Here is a 20,734-nt window from a genome sequence, read left to right as displayed (position 1 = left end):
GTGCGCGCTGAGCTCCCATATCGACTCCATCCACCCAATCTCGGGTTAAGCGAGGCTCAGCCGATAGCCGCGTTCGACGTCGAGGCAGCGCGCACGCCGTCGCACGCGCTTTCACGCCCGGATGACCCCGTCCTCATCATGGACGGCCAATCGCTGCTCGACGAGGGCAGCTGTGTCGCCCGCCGCGCGCACACCGAATCGGCACGGATGCAGTCACGAATCCCTCGACCTCGGCATGGATGGCGCGGTTCGGCATGAGCGCAGCGCTTGACGCGCGATGCAGCGCCGTGGCACTGCTGTTCGCCGGGGAGGCTGCGATGTCGCCAGTTCCGCGTTGGTCGCGCAGGGCGTTGATCCCGCTCTGGATGTTTCTCGCTTGCGTGCTCGCGTCGGGCGGGTGCCAGTGCACCTTCGGCGAGCCGCTTCCGGAGCCACCTGGCCTCGTCGCCTGCCGGACACCGCGTGCGCACAGCCCTGCCACGGCCCGCCCCGCGCCGGAGGTCGAGACCGTCGCCGCCGGCACCGTCCCCGGGGCGTTTTCCATCACGAGCACCGGAGAGGCCGTGTACACCATGGACCTGGCCTCCCCGCCGTCGCGCGCGGGCATGGGTCCTGGGCTCCAGATCGTCTACCGCAGCGACGGCGGCGACGGCGTGCTCGGCAACGGTTTCTCCCTCACCGGGCTGTCCGCGATCACACGATGTCCGAAGAGCCTCGCGCAAGATGGGGAGATCCGCGGCGTGCGGTACGACGGAGACGACGCGCTCTGCCTCGACGGCCAGCGCCTCGTCCCCGTGGGAGAGGGGCCGGGAACCATCGAGTACCGGACATTCCCGGATACCTTCGTCAAGGTGGTCGGTCACTACCCTCCGGAACGCGGGGCGCCTGCCGAGGCTCTCTTCTTCGAAGCCCATCTGCCCACCGGCCGCGTCGTCGAGTACGGGCGCAACGATGGCAGCAAGCCGCTCGCGCGGGGCGGCGTCCCGCGCGCGTGGCTCGCGAACGAGGCCCGTGACGGCCGCGGCAACGCCATGTCGTACGCGTACTGCCTCGCCGAGGCCGCGGACGGTCATGCCGCCGAGTACGCGATCGACGAGATCCGCTACACGAGCTTCGCGGGCACGCCGTCGCTCGAGCCTTCCCGGGCGGTGCGCTTCGTGTACGGGACCAAGGACTCGGCCGCGGTTCGCACGGGCTACTCGCGCGGCATGGCGCTCCAGCGCTCGCTTCGCCTGGAGGAGATCCAGATGCTCGGTCCGGGCGACGCGCTGGTCCGGAGCTACGGTTTTCGCTACGAGCTGAGCCCGACGACCAGCCGGACGCTCCTGACCCAGGTCGAGGAGTGCGCGAGCGACGGGGGCTGCAAGCCTCCGACACGGTTTCAGTACAGCCGCGGAAAACCCGGATTCGAGCGGCTCACGACGGACATCGACAAGCCGGTCTCCGAGAAGACGAGCCCGATGGTGTTCGACATCGACGCCGACGGCCTCGACGACCTCGTGCTTCCGGACATCGTCGCGGGGTCCAGCACGCCGTCGCATCCGATCACCGCGTGGCAGGTGGCGCGCAACCTCGGGCCCCGTGCGTCGCCGTCCTTTCTCGCGGCGCCGGAGCTCGCCTTCCTCCAGGATTGGCTGTTCGTCGCCGATCCGGATGGACCGTCCGACCCGGCCCTTCTTCAGCCCGAGCTCGGGACGGTGCTCGATTACAACGACGATGGGCAGATGGACGTCTTTCTCCACGACGTCTTCGACACCAGGACCACATCGCACGTGCTCCTGTCCCAGCCGGACCGGACCTTCGCGCTGCATGACACGGGCATCCGCCGGCCGTTCCCGCTCGGGGTCACGCCTGCGCCGCCGAGCCTGAGACGCCCCGGCGCCTCGGTGCACCTCGCCGATCTCGACGGCGACGCGGTGCCGGATCTGATCCAGTGCCAGGACCACACCGAGGAGCTGGTACCGGACCCGCTCTCCGCGGTGTGGACCGTCCACCTCTGGAGGCCCGCGCGCGGCGCGACGCCCGCGAGATTCGACCCCACGGGCGAGTCGATCGAGCTGCTCACCGGCACTCCCTGCGCGATCGAGCTCCACACGCTCGACATCGACGCCGACAGCAAGATCGATCTCATCGTGCCCTCCGTGAAGGCGTTTGGTGCCGGGGCGGTCCTCATCGGAGAAAGCTACGAGGCCATCATGCGCCGGGGCGAAGGACGCTGGGAGGTCGTCGACACCAAGCTCCCTGTCGTGCGGCCCGGGGGCCGCGTCGTCTTTCTCGACGTCAACGGCGACGGCCTGCCCGATGCCGTCGAATCCGGCTTCAGTAGTCGTGAGCTCACCACCTACCTCAACACGGGGCCGACGTTCGTGATGTCGCCCTTCCGGACCGTCAACGCGTTCAGCTTCGGCGATGTGCTCGGGGTCCCGGATCAGGACGCGCTTTTCCGCCTCGCGGTGCCGCTCGACTTCAACGGCGATGGACGGCAGGATCTGCTCATGCCCGTCCCACCAGGCATGCTGCTGGGTGGCTCCGATGTCCTCCCGTCCTGGGCCGTCCTGCAAGCGACGGGCGACCTGGCGGGGCCGCCGTTCAAGCTCGTCGACGCAGGGGTTCCTTTCGAGGCCAAGCTCGGTGACGCGATCACGCTCGCCGATCCGCGCGGGCCGCGCACCGGCGATCTCAACGGGGACGGGGCCCAGGACGTGATCCTGTCGCTCGGCCGCGTGTTCAACGTCTTCCAGAACCTCTCGGCCGACCAGGATCTCCTGGTCGCGGTCTCCGACGGGATGAACGCGCACGAGCCGACCGAGCCGGGCTTCGTGCCCAACGTGAGCATCTCGTACGGCCATCTGACCGATGCGCCGGTCACGAGCGGAGGCGCGGAAGAGGATCCGGACCGGAGGAGCGCGCTCTACGTCGCGCGGTCCGGCGCGGCGGACGACTGCGGCTATCCGCGGCGCTGCGTCGTGGGCCCTCGCCGGGTGGTCAGCGCGTATGCGCTCAACAACGGCGCGGATCGAGCAAGGCGCTTCGAGGTCGGCTACCGCGACGGGCGCTACCACCGGCTGGGTCGCGGCTTTCTCGGGTTCGGCGAGCGGATCGTCACCGATCTGGATACGGGCGCCGTGACGATCGACGTGTACGACCACGTCACCTTCGACGACGAGCTCCAGGTCTTTCCCTTCGCGGGGAGCGTTCAGCGGACGTGGCACGGCGCTCCGGGGCTGGCGAGCCAGCCGAGGCCGGAGCAGATCGAGCTCTCGTTCCGCGACGTGACGCGGACGCTCGTGCCGACCAGCGACGGCGCCACGTACTTCACGCTGCCCGCCGAGCGCCGGGTGAGGCGAGCGCAAGGGGTCTATCCGCCCCCGAGCGGTGACGCGACCGCGATCGAGGCGTACGTGCGGGAGATCGAGCGCGGTGGCGACGGAGCGACGCTGCTGCGCGACTCGATATCGAAGGTGACGGACTTCGACGCGTTCGGCAACGTGCGCGCCGAGGAGGTCTCGACGGAGGGCGTCGACCTGACGCTCGAGGTCACGCGGTCGTTCAAGAACGACACCGAGCGCTGGGTCCTCGGCCAGCTGGAGACGCAGAAGGAGTGCAGCGCGGCGGCGGGGGTGTCGCAGTGCCGGACCCTCACGCGAAGGACAACGATCCACGGGGAGGTGGAGACCGAGTCCACCGAGAGCGACGACGGCCTGCCGGACACGAAGCTGAAGCTCACCTACGCGCGCGACGACTTCGGGAACATTACAGGCGTCACGGCGGAGGACGCCTTCGGGCACAAGCGCACATCCAGCATGGACTTCGACGAGGAGGGCATCTTCCCCGAGAAGCACGTGAATGCGGCCGGGCACACCATGCTGGTGGAGTTCGACGACGCGCTCGGCGTGCTCCTCAAGCGGGTCGATCCGAATCAGCTCGTGACGACGTGGGCACACGACGGATTCGGGCGACTCGGCGTCGAGAGGCGCCCGGACGGCACGACGACGACCGTCCCCCTCGCTCGCAGCAAGGATGGTGGCCCGGAGCAGGATGCGTGGCGGGTGAGGCAGCAGAGCATCACGACCGGTGGGGCCGACGATACGGTGGAGTTCGACAGCCTCGGCCGCCCGATCCGATGGCTGGGATACGGGCCCGAACCGCAGCCGTCGGACGGCTCGGGCGACGCGACGCGCATCATGCAGGAGATCGGGTACGACGCGCTGGGCGAGCACATCGCGCGGCGCTCGGTGCCGGTCAGGGAGGACACGCCCGAGAGCGCAATCCTGTACGATCGCTACGAGTACGATGCCGTAGGCCGCGAGGTGCGCCATACGACGCCGTGGAACGCGGTCACGACGACGGCGTACGATGGCCTGCAGGTGCGCGTCACCGACCCGCTCGATCATGTGACGGTGACCGAGCAGGACCCGCTGGGGCGCATCAAGACCATCACCGACGCCGCCGACGGGATCACCCGTTACGCGTACGGTCCCTTCGGATTGCTGCACACGGTCACCGATCCGGGCGATGCGGTGATGCGCACGACGCGCGATGCATTCGGCCGCGTCCGTCAGCTCGACGATCCCGATCGGGGCACGACGGTCTCGATCCATGACGGGTTCGGCGAGCTGATTTCGTCGACCGATGCGCTCGAGCGAAAGGTCACGTGGGCGTACGACGCGCTCGGTCGACCCCGCTCACGCGTGGACCAGGACGGCACGGAGAGCTTGACGACCACGTGGACATGGGACACCGCGGCGCACGGCGTCGGCAAGCTCCACTCGCTTGCGAGCCCGGATGGAGAGAAGACGTACGGGTACACGGGCCGTGGCCAGCTCGACACGATCGCGCTCCGCATCGACGGCGAGCGCTCTCCCCTGGAGGCCAGGCTCGGCTATGACGACCTCGGTCGCGTCGAGACGGTCACGTATCCGGCGCCTGCCGGCGCGGCGCCGTTCGTCGTGGCCCACGATCGCGACGCGCACGGCCATGTGCTCGCCGTGCGCGACAGCGGAACGAACCTCGCCTACTGGCGCTTGACGGACGTGGACGACGCGGGGCGCTTCCGGGAGGAGGTGTTCGGCAACGGCGCCGTCACGGAGCGGAGCTACTTCGCGGACAAGCAGCGCCTGAGGCACATGGCGACGCAGAGCGCTGCGGGCGAGGTGCAAGACCTGGACTACGGGTTCGACGATCTCCTGAATCTCACGCACCGCGCCGACGCGCTCCAGCCCGAGAACACGACGGAGCGCTTCCGGTACGACCCGATCCATCGGCTGACCTGCGCGTACTTCGGCGATTTCGAGAGCGCGTCGGCGCCCTGCGCGCTCCGCTACGACTACCACCCGAACGGCAATCTCACCTTCAAGTCGGACGTCGGTGACCTCTCGTATGACGACCCGCTGCACCCGCATGCGATCACCGGCGCGGGTACGGACACCTTCGCGCACGACGCTGTCGGCAATCAGACGGCGCGGCCCGGCGGCACCACGGTGCGCTATACGCCGTTCGATCTGCCGGAGCAGATCACGCAGGGCGCGAGCACCATCACGTTCGTCTACGACGGCGACCACCAGCGGATCCGCAAGACCACGCCGGAAAAGGAGACGCTCTACTTCGGCGATCTGTACGAGCGGGTCACCGAGGCGGCGTCAGGCGCCGTGGAGCACCGGTACCACGTCCACTCGCCGGAGCGCGTGGTGGCGATCGTGACCCGGGGAGGCTCGGACGACGGCACGCGCTACGTGCATGTCGATCACCTCGGCTCGATCGATGCGCTCACCGACGAGGACGGCGCTGTGATCGAACGGCGGAGCTACGACCCGTTCGGGCAGCGCAGGAACCCCGTGTGGGGCGAGCGCCCGCCTGCGTCGTTCCCGAGCGAGACGACGCAGGGGTTCACCGGGCACGAGAGCGACGACGAGCTCGGGCTCGTGAACATGAAGGGCAGGATCTACGATCCCAGGATCGGGCGGTTCTTGACGACGGACCCGATCATTGCGATCCCGTCCTTCGGGCAGAGCTGGAATCCGTACAGCTACGTGCGCAACAGCCCGCTCAATCACGTGGACCCGAGTGGATTCCAGGAAGAGCCGGTGGAGGCGCCGATCCTGCCGGTCTACTCGGTGGTGCACCCGGAACACTACGCCGTGGAGATCTTCTACTCGCCGCCGAAAGCAAACGAGCCTGAAGAAGGGCCGCGCGAGGCCGTGGAGGTCGGCGCCACGACGGCGCCTATCGACGTGGGCACGACCGGAAGCTCGTCCGGGTACGTGCCGCAGCCGGTGACCGTCTCGCCGGAGCACTCGGGCGTCGGCGGCCCAGGCACCGTCGTCGGGCAGACGCTGCTGGGCGCCGCGGAGGGGACGCGCGACCTCGGAGCAGGGATCGGGCGGATGCTCGTCCTGAACGCGCTGACGCTCGGGATGTACAGCGGCTACGAGTTCGCCGGCGCGATGTGGGACGGCTACGACGAAGACGGCGTTGTCGGCGCGCTCAACGCCGTCAACCCGCTCTACCAGATTGGGCGCAACGGGGCCGACACGGCGCTCGCCATCGATCGGGGCGATTACCGAGCCGCGGGCTCGGCGGGGGTGAAGGCGATCCTCCTCGGCGCGGCGACGGTGTTCGGTGCGGGAAGAGGGCTGGGCGCGGCGGCAGAGGGCTCGGCGGTGGCTGGAGTCGTTAGAGGACCAGCGGCGACACGCACACTCGCGCAGCAAGTCGCGAGCGTCGAGCGCGCGCCGATGAACTTCAGCCGGACGGTCACTGTCCTAGAAACCGCAGAAGGGCCAACACTCGTCGCAGGCGGCGCAAGTGATCTGTCAGCCGCTCAGATTGCCGAGGCCCATCGGCTAGGGCTGGTCCCCGCGCCCCCGATGCCAGGCTTTCACGCTGAGAAGACGGCGATTGCTGGTGCCGGAGAGCTGGGCTTGACCCCGACGAGGGGAGCCACGTCCACCATCATCTGCAGTGGCCCGGGAGGGTGCGCCGACTTTCTCCGTGGTTTAGGTGCTACAGTCGGAAAGTATACATATGAGTTCTGAGGTCGACATCTCGATGAGCCAAGACGGGCTTATCCACGCATTAAAACAGCGCGCCAAGGACGTGAGGACGCGCACGGACTACGCGGACCGGGACTGCCCTGAGCTAGCGCCCCCAGCAGCGCCATACGCCGTGGCCCAGGCTGAGTCCGTGCTGGGCTTCCAGCTGCATCCACTCCACAGGCGGGTGCTGATGGACGTCGGTAACGGTGGCTTCGGTCCAGGTGATGGTCTCATTGGTCTTCCCGGCGGACGTTTGGATGACAATGGTCGGTCTATCGTGGAGCTTCGGCACGTTCTGTGGAGTGGCCCGGAGAGCGCCGGATTACCAGAAAAGGTGCTCGCTTTGTGTGACTGGGGCGACTCCATTTGGTCTTGCATCGACGAGGAGACAGGCGCCGTGCTCACACTGGACGAAAGCGGCCTCACTGAGACACCCTGGAGCCTCCATGCGTGGCTGATCGATTGGATCAAAGGTGAAAAATTGTTTGGGCAGATGTTCACATTTTACGAACGCACGATAACCAATCCATTCACAAAGCAGCCGATGCTGGTAAGGACACCGGCTGGCGTCATTGGCGCCCCATACAAGCGCGTCAAATCCGACTGATGCACTGCCTGTCCGGTCGCATCGGGCTCACATGCGGCGGTCCATCTGCCGACGCCGTCGGCAATCAGATCGCGCAGATCGCGTGCCCGGGTGGCATGACGGTGCGCTATATGCCGTTCGACCTGCCGGAGCAGATCACGCAGGGCGCGAGCACCATCACGTTCGGCTACGACGGCGACCGGCAGCGGATCCGCAAGACCACCCCGGAAAAGGAGACGCTCTACTTCGGCGATCTGTACGAGCGGGTCACCGAGGCGGCATCGGGCGCCGTGGAGCATCGGTACCACGTCCACTCGCCGGAGCGCGTGGTGGCGATCGCGCCTCGGGGAGGCTCGCTGGCCCGACCCGCGCGCGATGGCGATCTGCCGAGCTCTTCGCGAAGCGGGCATTGCACCATGGTTCCCGATGTTCGCGCGTTCGCGGGTGATCAGCGTCCGGCTCGACTGGCCGGCATCGCGCTTGGCCTGCTTATGGCCAGGGATCACGCCATTGCCGTTCGACACGGAATTTGCTCGACTCCCCCGATGTCTCGCCCCTGCATCGCGGCCCCCCGCCGCCTCGTTTCCCTCGGCTGCCGCCACATCTCCCTCGGGATCGCGCTGGCCGCGCTGCTCGCGCCCCGCCAGGCCCCGGCGCGCGGCGCGCCGGCCGGCGGCGGGCCAGCGCCGTCTGCGCTTCCCGAGGCGCCCTCGCTCGTCACCGAGGCCGAGCGGACCGGCTTCCGGCGCACGGGTCGTTATGCCGAGGTCGAGCGGCTATGCCGCGATTTCGAGCAGGCCTATCCGGGCCGCGCCCGCTGCGTCCGTTTCGGCACGACGCCCGAGGGAAGGCCCATGCTCGCGATCGCCGCCTCCGACGACGGCACGCTCGACCCTGCGGCGGCGCGCGCGAGGCGGCGCCCGGTGATCCTGTTCCAGGGCGGCATCCACGCCGGCGAGATCGACGGCAAGGACGGCGGCTTCTGGGCGCTCCGCGAGCTGCTCGACGGCGCGTTGGCGCCCGGCGCCCTCGCGGCGGCCACGGCGGTGTTCGTGCCGGTCTTCAACGTCGACGGCCACGAGCGGTTCCGTCGAAACCAGCGGCCCAACCAGCGCGGCCCCGAGGAGATGGGCTTCCGCGCCACCGCGCAGAACCTCAACCTGAACCGCGATACCATGAAGGCCGAGGCGCCCGAGATGCGGGCGATGCTGGCGCTCCTCGACGCCTGGGATCCGGTGGTCCAGGTCGACCTGCACACGACGGACGGCGCGAAGTTCCAGCACGACATCGCGGTGGTCGTGGAGCCCTCGGTGCCTCACCCCGGCGGGCTCGACGCCGCGGCGCGCGCCCTCTCGGGGGAGCTCCAGGCGCGCCTCTCCGCGCTCGGTCACCTGCCGCTCCCGTTCTACCCGGCCTTCCGCGAGGACGACGACCCCTCGTCGGGGATCTCCACCGAGCCGGGGCCGCCGCGCTTCTCGCAGTCCTACAGCGCTGCCCGCAACCGCATCGGGGTGCTCGTCGAGACGCACAGCTGGGCCACCCACGCCGAGCGCGTGCGCGCGGTGCACGACCTCCTCGGGGCGCTCTTCGAGCGCGTCTCCTCCGGCTCCGGCGCGGGCGCCCTCCGCACCGCGGCCGAGCGCGCGGACGCCGCGAGCGCGCGCCTCGCCGGCGTCCCCTTCGCCCTCACGCACCGCGCGGGGCCGGCCTCGCGCATCTTCCCGTTCCGCGGCTTCGCGTACGAGAGGCGCGCCTCGGAGATCTCGGGCGGCACGTGGACCCGTTACGACGAGTCCCGCCCGGAGATCTGGCGCGTGCCGCTGTTCGACCGCATCCAGCCGGACCTGACGGTCACCGCGCCCGAGGCCGGCTACGTCATCCCGGCGGCGCACGCGGCCTGGGTGGCCGACAAGCTTCGCCTGCACGGCGTGCGTTACCAGATCCTCCCCGAGGCGCGCCCCGGCTTCGCCGTCGAGGCGTTCCGGGCCGGCGCGGTGACGTTCGAGCGGCCCTTCGAGGGGCGGACGCGCGTGAAGCTCCAGGGCGCCTTCCGGCCGGAGCGGCAGGATCTACCGGCCGGCTCGCTGTTCGTTCCCATCGCGCAGCCGCGGGCGCCCCTCGTCCTGCACCTCCTCGAGCCGCTCGCGCCCGACTCCCTCGTCGCCTGGGGCTTCTTCAACGCCTCCTTCGAGCGCAAGGAGTACATGGAGGCCTACGTCGCCGAGGAGGAGGCGCGCAGCATGCTCGCCGCGGATCCGGCGCTGCGCAACGAGTTCAATGCGCGCCTGCGCGATCCTGCGTTTGCGAAGGACGCGAAGGCCCGGCTCGATTTCTTCTACAAGCGCCATCCGTCCTGGGACGAGCGCGTGAATCTCGTCCCGGTGTTCCGCGTCGCCGCGCCGCCGTGACAGGCCTCTCCTTCGTTTCGCCTGCTTCGCCTGCACTCCGGCTCTGGCCGGATGTCCGTGAGCCCCACAGGCCTCACATCATTCGATGGATTCCGGCCAGTCTGCGGCGCCGCGCCGGGGGAGGGGGCCCCGCGCGGGTTGCGCGGAGCGCGCCGCCATTGCATGCTCGTCACGACATGTCGGCCGGCGTGCGACAGCGGTGACGCGCGCGCCGGCGACGACGCACGGCGACGTGATGTCGCCTGACGGCGAAAGGGGGGGACGATGTTCCTGCGATGGGCGTTCGGCTTTTGTTCGGCGTTTTTCTTCGCCTTTCCTGCGCTGGCGCAGAATACGCGGATCGCGAACTTCACCTATGCTGGCAGCGGCTGCCCTGTCGGCTCCGCTGCGGGGGTGATCTCGCCTGATCAGAAGGCGTTGACCGTCATCTTCGACCAGTTCGAGGCGCACGCCGGCCCGGGCATCGGCCGCGCCACGAACCGCGCGTTCTGCCAGCTGGCCGTGGATCTGCGGTTCGATCCGGGGTGGCAAGTCGCGGTCTTCGACGCCACGTACCGGGGGTTCGCCGACCTGGAGGGCGGCGTCCAGGGGCTCCACGAGACATCGTATTATTTCTCGGGGTCGCCGCTCACCTCGGGGCCGCTCACGTGGAGCATGATCGGGCCGTTCACGAGCAACTTCTCGCGCACGGACAACTTCACGACCACGGTCTGGTCCGAGTGCGGCACCGTGCGGCCGCTCAACATCAAGACGAGCCTCTATGTCACGAACCGGTTTGCGCCCTCGAGCTCCGGGGTGCTGACCAACGACACGACCGACGTCCAGGTCCGGCTCGAGTACGGCCTCGTGTACCGCCCCTGTCCAGGTCCCTGAGGTCGGCAGGGCGCCCGGGGAGCCCGGCGCGGCGGTGCTGCCGCGCCGGGCTCGCTCACGCCATCAGGCAGCCGGCCGACGATCCTTGCATCGGCACGATGGCCATGATCTCCCCGGTCTCCCCGAAGATCAGGAGCCGCGCGACGATGGCCTCCTTGCCCGTGCCGCACAGGGGCAGGAGCGCGAGCCGGACCGCTGGCCCTTGGCCCCCCTCGAACTTGAGGGCGAGCAGCTGCTTTTGGTCGCACTCCTCGAGGAGCTCCACGTCCGCCTCGATCTGGACCGGCGCCACCCGCGTGCACGCCTTGGCCTCGCCGAAGCTGTCCACCGTGCAGCGGTTGGGATCGAGCGAGATCCGGACCCGAGACGACCCCTGTTCGCCCACCGTGGTGATCTGGATCTGATGAACCGAGATCCCCTTCTGGAGCGGGATAGGCTCCACGAGATAGCCTGTTTCCAGCCGCAGATTCTTGATTTTCATCGGACCCCCGCCTCCCGGCCGTGCGTCCCGCGATCTCCGCCCATCGCGGCGCCGCGGCGGCGCGCCTGCTTCGGGGAGAAGCACCGGTCGTGCCGGCGCGCGCGCGCGGAGCCCGCACGCGCGCCCTGCTCCGCCATCGCGCTCGGCGGGGCGGCGTCAGCCGCCGCGGCGCCGCGCCGCCGCCCGCTCGTCCAGGCTCAGACGAGCCCGAACTTGTAGGTATCAAGAAGTCCGGCGAGGAGCGGGGCGTGCGCCGGATCCGCGAGGGAGCCGAGCCGGATCACCTCGAGCTCCGCGCTGACGCGCTCGAAGAGGGCGGCGCAGACGCGGGTCGGGTCGTGGCGCGCGGCGTACGCGATGCCGTCGGGTCGCCTCGGGTGGTCGTGGATCGCGCGCGCCCAGCGGTGGGCGGTCCGATACGACTCCCCCGAGGTCAGGCGGGCGTCGGCCCCGAGGCGCGCGAGCCCCTCTCCCGTGAGGTTCACGAGCCGCAGCGGCCGCCGCGGCGCGATGCGCGCGAGCCCCCGCGCGGCGAGCTCGCTCTGCTCCACGAAGCGCACGCCGGTCGCGTGGCCGAACACCTCGATGAAGGCGCAGCGCGGGTCCTTCCCGGCGTACAGCACGCCGAACTCGCCGTCCGGCGCGTCGAATCGGTTGTCGCCCGAGCGACCGAAGTGCAGCGGATCGCGCGTGAGCCAGTGGATCCGGAACCAGCTCCGCCGGTAGATCCCGATGGGGAGCGGCGACGTCGCGAGGTCGAGGGGCGGGTCCGGATGCGCCCCGAGCGGCGTCGTCATCGCGGCGCGTTCTCAGGCCGCGCCTTGCTCACCGAAGGTGCGCGCGGCGAGCCGCACGGGGTCCAGCTCGCCGCGGCGGAGCCAGTCGAGCGGCCGCTCGCCGTCGAGGCGGAGGTTGCCGGAGAGGAAGAAGCGGACCTTCGCCAGCGGGGGGTGCTCTTCGAGCAGGGCCAGGATCTCTTCCATCCCCGGCAGCAGGCCCTCGTCCGCGAACTGCCATGCGGGGTAGAGGTGGCCACGAGCGCCGATGCTGACGGCCAGCAGCCTTCCGGCGGCGCGCCGCGCTTCGATCGTCTGGGGCGGGAGGCGGAGCCTCTCGCCGACCTCCTCGGCGGTGAGCGTGCCCCCTTCGGCCGCGAGGAGCGCGTCCCTCGCCTGCAGGCCGCGGAGGCGGGCCGGCGTGAGCGGATCCGCGGCGGAGAAGAGGCCGACGGCGCTCGGCTGCGTGAGCGCCGTCACCAGGGCATCCGCGTTGCTGGGCGACGCGACCACCTCGCCAAGCTCGCTCTGATCGAGCCGCTCCGCGACCTGGGTGAGCGCGTCGATGCCGCGCGCCAGGAACTCGACCCGCAGCGGTTCACCGTCGAACTGGTGGAGTCGCTCTGCAATTTCCGAAAGGGCGCTGGAGTCCCGATCCTTGGTCATGGTCACTCGGAGGACGATGCAGCGCGCGTGCAGCACCGTCAACCAAGCGCACGGCGCCTTTCTGCCTCATTACGACCATGCTGAACGGAACGTCAGTGAAAGGCATTCGTTGTGTCGCTGGTGTCGCTCTTCTTCGGTTCGGCGAGCTCTCCGGCTCCTGGGTTTGTCGGGGGCGTCGGGAAGAAGATCAGAGCCCGACGTGTTTCAGCATCGCGCTGGTGATCGACTGGCGCACGCTCGTGAGCTCTGCCCATGGGTCCCGGATCGCGGCGAGGCGCTGCGGCACGGTGTCGGTGGTGAACGAGGCGGGATCGAGCGGCGCGTCGAGCTCGTCCCACGAGAGCGGTGTCGCGACGGCCGCGCCGGGGCGCGCCCGCGTCGAGTAGGGCGCCACCGCGGTGGCGCCGCGCCCGTTCCGCAGGGTGTCGACGAAGACCTTGCCGGCGCGCTTCGCCTTCGACATCGTCGCGGTGTACCGCGCCGGATCGGAGCGCACGAGCGCGTCGGCCACGGCCTTCGTGAACGCCTTCACCTCGTCCCAGCCCCTGCGTGGCGCTATCGGGACCACGACGTGCAGGCCTTTGCCGCCGGTCGTCTTGACGAAGCTCCGCAGCCCGAGCGACGAAAGGAGGCGCCGCGCCGTCCTCGCCGCGTCCGCCACGCGCTCCCACGGGAGCTCCGGCGCTGGATCGAGGTCGAACACCATCCTGTCGGGCTGCTCGAGCCGGTCCACGCGGCTCCCCCAGAGGTGCACCTCGAGCGCCCCCATCTGGACGAGCGACACGAGCCCTTCGGTGGTCTCGATATAGAGATAGGTGCGCTCGCCGTCGTCCTCCTCGACGGCCATCCGCTGGATCGCGTCGGACAGCCCCTCGGCCTCGTGCCTTTGAAAGAAGCAGGGCTTGCCCTGGCCTGCGGGGCAGCGGACCAGCGTGAGCAGCCGCTTCTCGGCGTGGGTCAGCATGTGCTCGGCGATCTGCTCGTAATACCGGGCCAGCGCGAGCTTCGTGATCCCCTGCGCGGGATAGAGCACCTTGTCGGGGTTCGTCAGCGGCACCCCGGCGATTTCGACCCGCGCCGCGCCGCGCCTGCTCCGGCCCCCGCGCGGGGCCTTGCCCCCCGCCGTGGTCGCGGCCCTCCTCGACGCCGCGCCGGCCGCTCTGCTCGGCGGCGCGCCCGCTGCCTCGCCGGGCGGCGATTGCGGCGGCGGCTGTTCGCGCTCGACGGTGACCGACTCCGGGGTGCGGTCCTCGCGGAGCCCTTCGAAGGAGGGGTGTCGCAGCCGTCCGTCGCGCGTCCACTCGGAGAAGCGGACCTCCGCGACGAGCCTGGGCTCGACCCAGCGCGCGCCCCGCATGCGCGGCGCCCCGGAACAGGCCGGCGCGGCGCGTACGATCGCGTCGAGGCGGCTGCGCAGGGTCGTCAGCGTCTTGCTCGTGAAGCCCGTGCCCACCTTGCCGGCGTAGGCGAGCTTGCCTGACCTGTTCACGCCGACGAGGATCGCCCCCAGCCCTTTCCGGGCGCCGGACGGCTCGGTGAAGCCGACGATCACGAACTCCTGGCGCCGGCCGCACTTCACCTTGAGCCAGCTGTCGCCGCGCCCGCTCCGGTAGGGAGCCTCCGGGCGCTTCGCGATGACGCCCTCGATCCCGAGCTCGCACGCGTGCCGGACGACGGCGGAGCCGTCCTCCGCGACGTGCTCCGTGTAGCGCAGGTGCCCTTCCTCGGGCGCTTCCGCGAGCAGCGCCTCGAGCGCCCGCTTGCGGGTGACCTGTGTGCACCCGCGGAGATCGCGGCCGTCGAGGTAGAGCAGGTCGAAGACGAAGTACATCAGGCGCCCCTCGCGCCTGCCATTCCCGTCGCTGAGCGCGTTCTGGAGGGCCTGGAAGTCGGTCACGCCGTCCGGCCTCACGACGACGATCTCGCCGTCCAGCACGGCCTCCCGCGCAGGCAGCCGGGCGAGGTCGTCGCGCACGCCCGCGAACCGCTCGGTCCAGTCCTGGCCGCGGCGGGTCAGGAGCGTCACGCGCCCCCCGCGGAGCTTCGCGAGCATGCGATAACCATCGAGCTTGACCTCGTAGAGCCACCCCTCACCCGGGGGTGGCCCGGTGACGAGCGTCGCGAGCTGGGGCTCGATCTCGCCCGGGAACGGCCCTTTCCGGGCGCCCTCGAGCGCATCCGCGTAGGTCAGCGTCGGGCGCGGGATCGCTGGGGTGGTGTCGGCCTCTCCCGTCGCCGCGGACGAGCGCTGGCTGTCCACGTCAGCCGCCGTTACCCCGCGTTTGCGACGGGCGGTCAGGGTTGCCGGTCGCATCGCTTGAGTCCGCCGCGCCGCGCCTTGTGCCTGTCTTTGTCCGGCCATCATCGTGCCACCGTCGCTTTTGGTGGCAAAAGCAATTCCGATACCGCAATGGCATCGTCGCCTTCCGGTGGTTTCCCGTTCCCAGGCCGTGGCACAGCCGGCTGAGCTCGGCATGCGCGCCCCAGAATGCGGCGATCTGCCACGCACGCATCCTCACCCTTGCGCGCCAACGACGGCACTGCGCAGCGAAATGCTCGGATCCTGGCGCACAGGCGCCCGCGCGATACGCGATATCCGAGTTCCCACGCCTGCAACGGCGTCTGGAATGAACATGTGCGCAGGAGCGCGAGGGTGGGTTTAGATCAAGGAAGGACGGATTCTCGGAAATCGGCGATAGAACGCACGCTACGACGAGGGTGCCGCGCGTTGCCGCCGCTGCGATCGTCGGATGATCGTTCCGGACGGCGTGGACAGGTCAAGCGCTGCCGCGAGGCGCGAGCGACAGGGGTACGCCCCGTGCCGGACCGAGCTACTGCAGTGCCTCGGAGACGCTCGTCGCGGTGATGGCCTGGTCATGCCACCGCTCCAGGGTCGCCAGCTCGACGCACGCCTCGATGCGAGCGTCGTCCAACGGGCTCAGCGCGAGCTGCCGGCGGGCGAGCACACGTCGCAGGGCGGCGCGTGCCTCGGCCAGACGTCCCTTGCCGATGCCCTTCTCGATGCCCTTCTCGATGAGCCGCTCCTGGACCTGCGGGCTCGCTTCGAGCAGCACCTCGAGGATGCGCTGCCGCCGGGCCTCCACCTCCGGGTCCTCGGCCTTGCCGAACCTCCACAGGAGCTCCTCTCGGGTCGTCGCTGACATCGCCAGGTACTCTAGCATGGCCAGCACCCACTCGAGGGGCCGGCGTCCAGCTACCCACCGGCCGAACTCGTCGAGAGCTCTATCGCCTTCCGGTCCACGTGATCCCCGGCGAGCTTCAGCTCGACCATCACCTCCTCGTGGCCACGCGCCTCGGGCCAAGGCGCTGCCAGCTCCACCAGGAGAGCCGGGCGGTGGATCAGGAGCAGGCCATCACACTGCACCTTCTCGAGCCGGATCTCCGGTGGATCCTGCCAGGTGATGGCGCCTCCAGTGAGGCGCTCCGTCTCTTCGGCGAACGTTCGTTTGGCGAACAGGTCCGGTTGACCCATCGCGCTGCGCGGTAGCAGAGGACGATCGCAGGAGCCAGGGCCAATCGCAGATCAGCGAGATCCGCTGGCCGCCTTTCTCACCAGCGCTCGCAATCTATACGCCCAAGGTCGCCCCGCGACGAATTCTCAAATGAAGACGCCCCGGTCGCCGTAATACGCTTCTCCGTACCGGCGGCTCGCGCTCCGCCGACACGCGACCCGTCATTGCGCGGGCGGCTCGCCCCAGTAGCGCACCAGATCAGGCAAGGCGGTCTCCGCCATGCGGGTGAGGTGTCTCACGTGATCTGGCTTCTGGGTGCCCGGATAGCCGCGGACATGGAACGCGCCCCTGTGCGCCTCGGACAGGGGGGCGAACCGGAGCTTCGCCTCGCTCGCCTCTCCGCTCAGGTCGTAGATCGCCTGCTCGTCCGCGCCCGCGCCCGGGGAGCGCTGCGCGCCCGTGAGCTTGAGGAGAGCGTCCGTGCTCTCGTGAGTACCGGCGTAGTCGCCGTTCGGGGTGATCTCCGAATGGGTGATCGACATCAGCTTCTTGCCGGCGGCCGCCAGCTCGGCGAAGCGGCTGAACGGCTTGAGGCGCTCCATGTCCAGGCTGTGGTCGAGCGGCATGTAGCCGGTGTGAATGCCGTCCAGGAGGAGCACGGCGTCCACCTTGTCCGTGAACCCCGGCTGGTTCAGGAGCCCGCGAACCGCGCCGTACCCGGCGCTGAACGCCGAGAGCGCGACGCGCCGGAGCCGGGCGCCGCGCAGCCCACGGGCCTCGAGCGCCGCCTGCGCCTTCGCCATCAACGCCGGTAGATAGGAGCGGATCGAGAACTGGGTCTCGTACGCGCCAGAGCTGATGCCCAGGTTGATGATCATCACAACCGCGTTGAGCCGGGCGCGATCGATGCCCGCCTGCACGACGTCGTTGACCCCGTGGAAGTGGATCACCAGATCGTACGCCCCATCTGCCGAGGCGAACGAGGCGGGGATGGTGATGATCCCGTCAGGGATGGGGATCACCGCCGTTCGATCGAGCGTCGCGTCGGCGCGATCCGCGGCAGCGAGGGCCGGCGCCGCCGTCGCTGGCGTCGCCGGGAGCGGCGCGGCCGCTTCGGCCTTCGCCTCGACCCGCGCCGCCACCCCCGTCGACCGCAGGATGGCCGCGGCGGCCGCGGCAGGCTGGAGCGCCGAGCCCGCGCGGAGATCGAAGCCCGCCGCGCCGAGCTGCATCGAGACGAGCCCGCCCACCACCGCCGCGAAGCCAAGGCCCGCACCCGCGCTCAAGGCGATCAAGCGCGACGTGGAGCGCCGCGTCGGAGATGCCATGACCGGAGCCGGCGATTCGAACGGCATCGCCATGCCCCCAATCGACGCCGGCGGACGACGGAAAATTAAAGTGGGCTCATCCTCGTCATGGGGCAGTTGGACCTCCACGCAAGGGGGCTCAGCGGGGAACATGTCAGCGATGATGCGAGGCCTATGCCACTCATGGCAAGCGCTAAAATTCTACACGATAGGTTCGCATGCGCAGGCGTCAAGGAACCCGGACCTGGTCCGACGTAGTCCCATGGTGGTTCATCGTTTGACCATGCGCCCATGCCCAGGGAAGCACCTTGCTTGCGCGCGTAGCCCCTTGGTTCCGGAATTCGTGAGCGGCTCGTGAGCACCTCTGAGCCGCCGGTGCTCCGACGTGGCACGGCGTGGTACGACGTGAATGTTCAAGCGCCAGCAGATCAGAAATGACGCGCTCCGGCAAAATCTCTCATGGATTGGCCCGACTGACCTCCATGCGCCGGGGTGTCTCGCCGGTCCCTGCGCGTCGACCGTTGGACGTCCAACGGTTCGCCGGCGAGGGGGCGCGCTGAGCGCGGCGCGCTCCCGCCGGGCGAGCTGGCGCGGCGGGCGTCGCCCCGACGTCAGCGACGGACGACGCCGCGCTGCGCTCTGGAAATACGGCGCGACCCAGGTGCGGCTCACGTGGACCTTGACAGCGCGGGGCGCCTCTGGATCTCCTCTTTCCTCCCCACTCACCCGCACGGGCCCCCTATGACCAGCTTCCCCCGCGTCTACGACGACAACACCCAGAGCATCGGCCGCACGCCGCTCGTTCGCATCCGCCGCGTGATCGAAGGCGCGCGCGCGACCGTGCTGGCGAAGATCGAGGGGCGCAACCCGGCGTACTCGGTCAAGTGCCGCATCGGCGCGGCCATGGTCTGGGACGCCGAGCAGCGAGGCGTGCTCGGCCCTGGCAAGTCGATCGTCGAGGCGACCAGCGGCAACACCGGCATCGCGCTGGCCTTCGCCGCCGCCTCGAGGGGGATCGAGTGCGTGCTCAGCATGCCCGAGACGATGAGCATGGAGCGGCGCAAGGTGCTCATCGCCCTCGGGGCCAAGCTGCTCCTGACGCCGGGCCCCAAGGGGATGAACGGCGCCATCGCCAAGGCCGAGGAGCTGGCCGCCTCCGACCCCGGCCGGTACGTGCTGATGCGGCAGTTCGAAAACCCGGCGAACCCCGCGATCCACGAGACCACCACCGGCCCCGAGATCTGGGACGACACCGGCGGCAACGTCGACGTCCTCGTCTCGGGCGTGGGCACCGGCGGCACGCTCACCGGGGTCAGCCGCTACTTCGAGCGCGGCCGCGGCCGCGCCCTCCACACCGTCGCGGTCGAGCCGGTCAACTCGCCGGTCATCTCGCAGGCGCTCGCCGGCCAGCCGCTCACCCCGTCCCCGCACAAGATCCAGGGCATCGGCGCCGGCTTCGTCCCCAAAAACCTGGACCTCTCCTTCGTGGACCAGGTCGAGACGGTCTCGAACGACGAGTCCATCACCATGTCGCGGCGCCTCGCGTCGGAGGAAGGCATCCTCTGCGGCATCTCCTGCGGCGCGGCCATGGCCGCGGCGAGCCGGCTCGCGAAGGATCCCAGGTGGGAAGGAAAGACCATCGTGGTCATCCTCCCGGACGCCGGCGAGCGGTACCTCTCCGGGCCCCTCTTCGAGGGAATGTTCTCCGAGGTCGAGGCCATGAAGGCCTCGTGAGGTCGACGTGAGCAAGAAGTGTGATGCTTCCCCCTCCGAGGCGTCGGCCGACCTGCACGGCATCGTCGACGCGCTGATCGCGAGCTACCGGGAGGATGCGCGCGGGCATCACATCAACAAGCGCTTCACCCCGTCGCGCCAGGAGATCACCGAGATCATCGATCTCCTGCTCCAGATCTTCTACCCGGGCTATCACGGGCGGCAGGACCTGTCGGACGAGGACCTGCTCTACCACGTGGGCACCCTGGTCTCGACGCTGCGGGACAAGCTGGAGCGACAGATCGAGCGCTGTCTGTGCTTCCAGGACGAGACCGTCGACGCGGGCCGCCTCGACGTCCCGAGGTGCCGGCAGCGGGGGCGCGACGTGGCGCGGGTGTTCATCGCCCGGCTGCCGGAGGTCCGGCGGCGCCTTCTGCTCGACGTGCAGGCGGCCTACGACGGCGATCCGGCGGCGGCCTCGATGGACGAGATCATCCTGGCCTATCCGGGTCTCCTCGCCGTGACGGTGCACCGGGTCGCGCACGAGCTGTACCTGCTCGGCGTGCCGCTCATGCCCCGGATCATGAGCGAGTGGGCGCACACGAGGACGGGCGCCGACATCCACCCAGGCGCCAACATCGGTGGCAGCTTCTTCATCGATCACGCCACCGGCGTCGTGATCGGCGAGACGACCGACATCGGCGAGCACGTCAAGCTCTACCAGGGCGTGACGCTCGGCGCCCTGTCCTTGCCGCAGCACTCGCGGGGCGCGCGCGGCCTGAAGCGCCACCCCACGGTGGAAGACAACGTCACCATCTACGCGAACGCCACGGTCCTCGGCGGCAAGACGGTGCTGGGGCAGGGGAGCGTGGTCGGCGGCTCGGTGTTCCTCACGAAGAGCGTCCCCGGCGGCCAGCGCGTCGCGCTCGAGGCCCCGAGGCTGCGCGTCGCGTCGCCGCCCCATGGCACGCCCGCCGTCGGCGGCTCCGAGCTGGACAGCATCCTCGACTTCGACATCTAGAGCGGCGCTCTCCTGATCAGAACGCGCGTCTCATCGATCGGCGTAGCGCGTAGCGCGTAGCGCGTAGCGCGGCGCGCGAAGCAGCAGGTCCTTGATCGAGCAGGGTAGTCACCAGGCTCAGGCTCTCTCGCGGTTTCTCCTGGGACCTGGACGTGCTCATGGCGGCTCCGGGCGCGGGGGCGCGCCGAGCATAGCCCGGGTCCGCGCGGCCGGTCGTATGCCGCCCGCGGTCGCGCTCGCCGTATTGACCAGACCCCATGGCTCATGGTTCTGTCGGCCCGATGAAGCGCGCGTTCGATTTGTGCGTGGTTGGGCTCTCGCTCGGAGCGATGGCCTGTGGACCGGGCCTGGAACCCGAGGTGGTCGTGCATCCTCCCCGGCCCACTGTCTCGCCGG

General features: G+C 69.7%; 13 protein-coding genes. 6 read left to right on the top strand and 7 right to left on the bottom strand.

All coding sequences use genetic code 11. The features are described from left to right. Window positions 1-317 precede the first annotated feature (317 nt). From ACSRUE_RS30350 to ACSRUE_RS30335, 4 genes are all read left to right on the top strand, one after another. A complete protein-coding gene (locus ACSRUE_RS30350) occupies window positions 318-7,034 on the top strand; it encodes an RHS repeat-associated core domain-containing protein (protein ID WP_441293145.1) in 6,717 nt (2,238 codons plus the stop codon). Next, window positions 7,024-7,641 carry an SMI1/KNR4 family protein gene (locus tag ACSRUE_RS30345; protein ID WP_441286619.1) on the top strand — a complete coding sequence of 206 codons (618 nt, stop codon included), beginning with the start codon at window positions 7,024-7,026 and terminating at the stop codon, window positions 7,639-7,641. The genes ACSRUE_RS30350 and ACSRUE_RS30345 overlap by 11 nt, the downstream gene beginning before the upstream one ends. Beyond that, the gene (locus tag ACSRUE_RS30340) at window positions 7,641-10,028 is read left to right on the top strand and encodes a M14 family zinc carboxypeptidase (protein WP_441286618.1); all 2,388 of its coding nucleotides are present in this window, start codon (window positions 7,641-7,643) and stop codon (window positions 10,026-10,028) included. Before ACSRUE_RS30345 ends, ACSRUE_RS30340 begins: the two co-directional genes overlap by 1 nt. A 264-nt stretch (window positions 10,029-10,292) precedes the next feature. Next, window positions 10,293-10,901, top strand: coding sequence for a DUF4360 domain-containing protein (locus tag ACSRUE_RS30335; protein WP_441286617.1), 609 nt, complete (start codon window positions 10,293-10,295; stop codon window positions 10,899-10,901). 55 nt (window positions 10,902-10,956) lie between these two features. Here the strand turns inward: ACSRUE_RS30335 and ACSRUE_RS30330 are convergent, their stop codons facing one another. From ACSRUE_RS30330 to ACSRUE_RS30300, 7 genes are all read right to left on the bottom strand, one after another. Then, a complete protein-coding gene (locus tag ACSRUE_RS30330; RefSeq protein WP_441286616.1) occupies window positions 10,957-11,382 on the bottom strand; it encodes a hypothetical protein in 426 nt (141 codons plus the stop codon). A 197-nt stretch (window positions 11,383-11,579) separates the two neighbouring features. After that, window positions 11,580-12,179 (bottom strand): RES family NAD+ phosphorylase, encoded by a 600-nt coding sequence (locus ACSRUE_RS30325; RefSeq protein ID WP_441286615.1) that lies wholly within the window; start codon window positions 12,177-12,179, stop codon window positions 11,580-11,582. Window positions 12,180-12,191: 12 nt separating this feature from the next. Further along, the gene (locus ACSRUE_RS30320) at window positions 12,192-12,824 is read right to left on the bottom strand and encodes a hypothetical protein (RefSeq protein WP_441286614.1); all 633 of its coding nucleotides are present in this window, start codon (window positions 12,822-12,824) and stop codon (window positions 12,192-12,194) included. 187 nt (window positions 12,825-13,011) lie between these two features. Continuing rightward, complete coding sequence (ligD, locus tag ACSRUE_RS30315) at window positions 13,012-15,084, bottom strand: DNA ligase D (RefSeq protein ID WP_441286613.1); 2,073 nt, start codon at window positions 15,082-15,084, stop codon at window positions 13,012-13,014. 571 nt (window positions 15,085-15,655) lie between these two features. After that, window positions 15,656-16,006: a hypothetical protein gene (locus ACSRUE_RS30310; protein WP_441286612.1), complete on the bottom strand. Its 351-nt coding sequence runs from the start codon at window positions 16,004-16,006 to the stop codon at window positions 15,656-15,658. Between the two features lie 32 nt (window positions 16,007-16,038). After that, window positions 16,039-16,317, bottom strand: coding sequence for a hypothetical protein (locus ACSRUE_RS30305; protein ID WP_441286611.1), 279 nt, complete (start codon window positions 16,315-16,317; stop codon window positions 16,039-16,041). Window positions 16,318-16,518: 201 nt separating this feature from the next. Beyond that, on the bottom strand, window positions 16,519-17,658 hold the full coding sequence (locus ACSRUE_RS30300) for a hypothetical protein (RefSeq protein ID WP_441286610.1): 1,140 nt from the start codon (window positions 17,656-17,658) through the stop codon (window positions 16,519-16,521). Between the two features lie 687 nt (window positions 17,659-18,345). Here ACSRUE_RS30300 and cysK point away from each other — a divergent pair. Then, window positions 18,346-19,338 (top strand): cysteine synthase A, encoded by a 993-nt coding sequence (cysK, locus tag ACSRUE_RS30295; RefSeq protein WP_441286609.1) that lies wholly within the window; start codon window positions 18,346-18,348, stop codon window positions 19,336-19,338. Window positions 19,339-19,345: 7 nt separating this feature from the next. Then, entirely contained in the window at window positions 19,346-20,338 is a 993-nt protein-coding gene (locus ACSRUE_RS30290; RefSeq protein WP_437944322.1) for a serine O-acetyltransferase, read from the top strand. Window positions 20,339-20,734 lie beyond the last annotated feature (396 nt).

The organism is Sorangium sp. KYC3313, from assembly GCF_052075895.1.
Classification (GTDB): Bacteria; Myxococcota_A; Polyangia; order Polyangiales; family Polyangiaceae; genus Sorangium; species Sorangium cellulosum_B.
Note: the sequence above shows the minus strand (reverse complement) of the source record. Positions and strands in the feature narration are given on the sequence as shown.

What these genes read in the sequence shown, in the direction of transcription:
- ACSRUE_RS30350 (WP_441293145.1), top strand. Translation starts at nt 318, where the DNA reads ATGTCGCCAGTTCCGCGTTGGTCGCGCAGGGCGTTGATCCCGCTCTGG.
- ACSRUE_RS30345 (WP_441286619.1), top strand. Translation starts at nt 7,024, where the DNA reads ATGAGTTCTGAGGTCGACATCTCGATGAGCCAAGACGGGCTTATCCAC.
- ACSRUE_RS30340 (WP_441286618.1), top strand. Translation starts at nt 7,641, where the DNA reads ATGCACTGCCTGTCCGGTCGCATCGGGCTCACATGCGGCGGTCCATCT.
- ACSRUE_RS30335 (WP_441286617.1), top strand. Translation starts at nt 10,293, where the DNA reads ATGTTCCTGCGATGGGCGTTCGGCTTTTGTTCGGCGTTTTTCTTCGCC.
- ACSRUE_RS30330 (WP_441286616.1), bottom strand. Translation starts at nt 11,382, where the DNA reads ATGAAAATCAAGAATCTGCGGCTGGAAACAGGCTATCTCGTGGAGCCT.
- ACSRUE_RS30325 (WP_441286615.1), bottom strand. Translation starts at nt 12,179, where the DNA reads ATGACGACGCCGCTCGGGGCGCATCCGGACCCGCCCCTCGACCTCGCG.
- ACSRUE_RS30320 (WP_441286614.1), bottom strand. Translation starts at nt 12,824, where the DNA reads ATGACCAAGGATCGGGACTCCAGCGCCCTTTCGGAAATTGCAGAGCGA.
- ACSRUE_RS30310 (WP_441286612.1), bottom strand. Translation starts at nt 16,006, where the DNA reads ATGCTAGAGTACCTGGCGATGTCAGCGACGACCCGAGAGGAGCTCCTG.
- ACSRUE_RS30305 (WP_441286611.1), bottom strand. Translation starts at nt 16,317, where the DNA reads ATGGGTCAACCGGACCTGTTCGCCAAACGAACGTTCGCCGAAGAGACG.
- ACSRUE_RS30300 (WP_441286610.1), bottom strand. Translation starts at nt 17,658, where the DNA reads ATGGCGATGCCGTTCGAATCGCCGGCTCCGGTCATGGCATCTCCGACG.
- cysK (WP_441286609.1), top strand. Translation starts at nt 18,346, where the DNA reads ATGACCAGCTTCCCCCGCGTCTACGACGACAACACCCAGAGCATCGGC.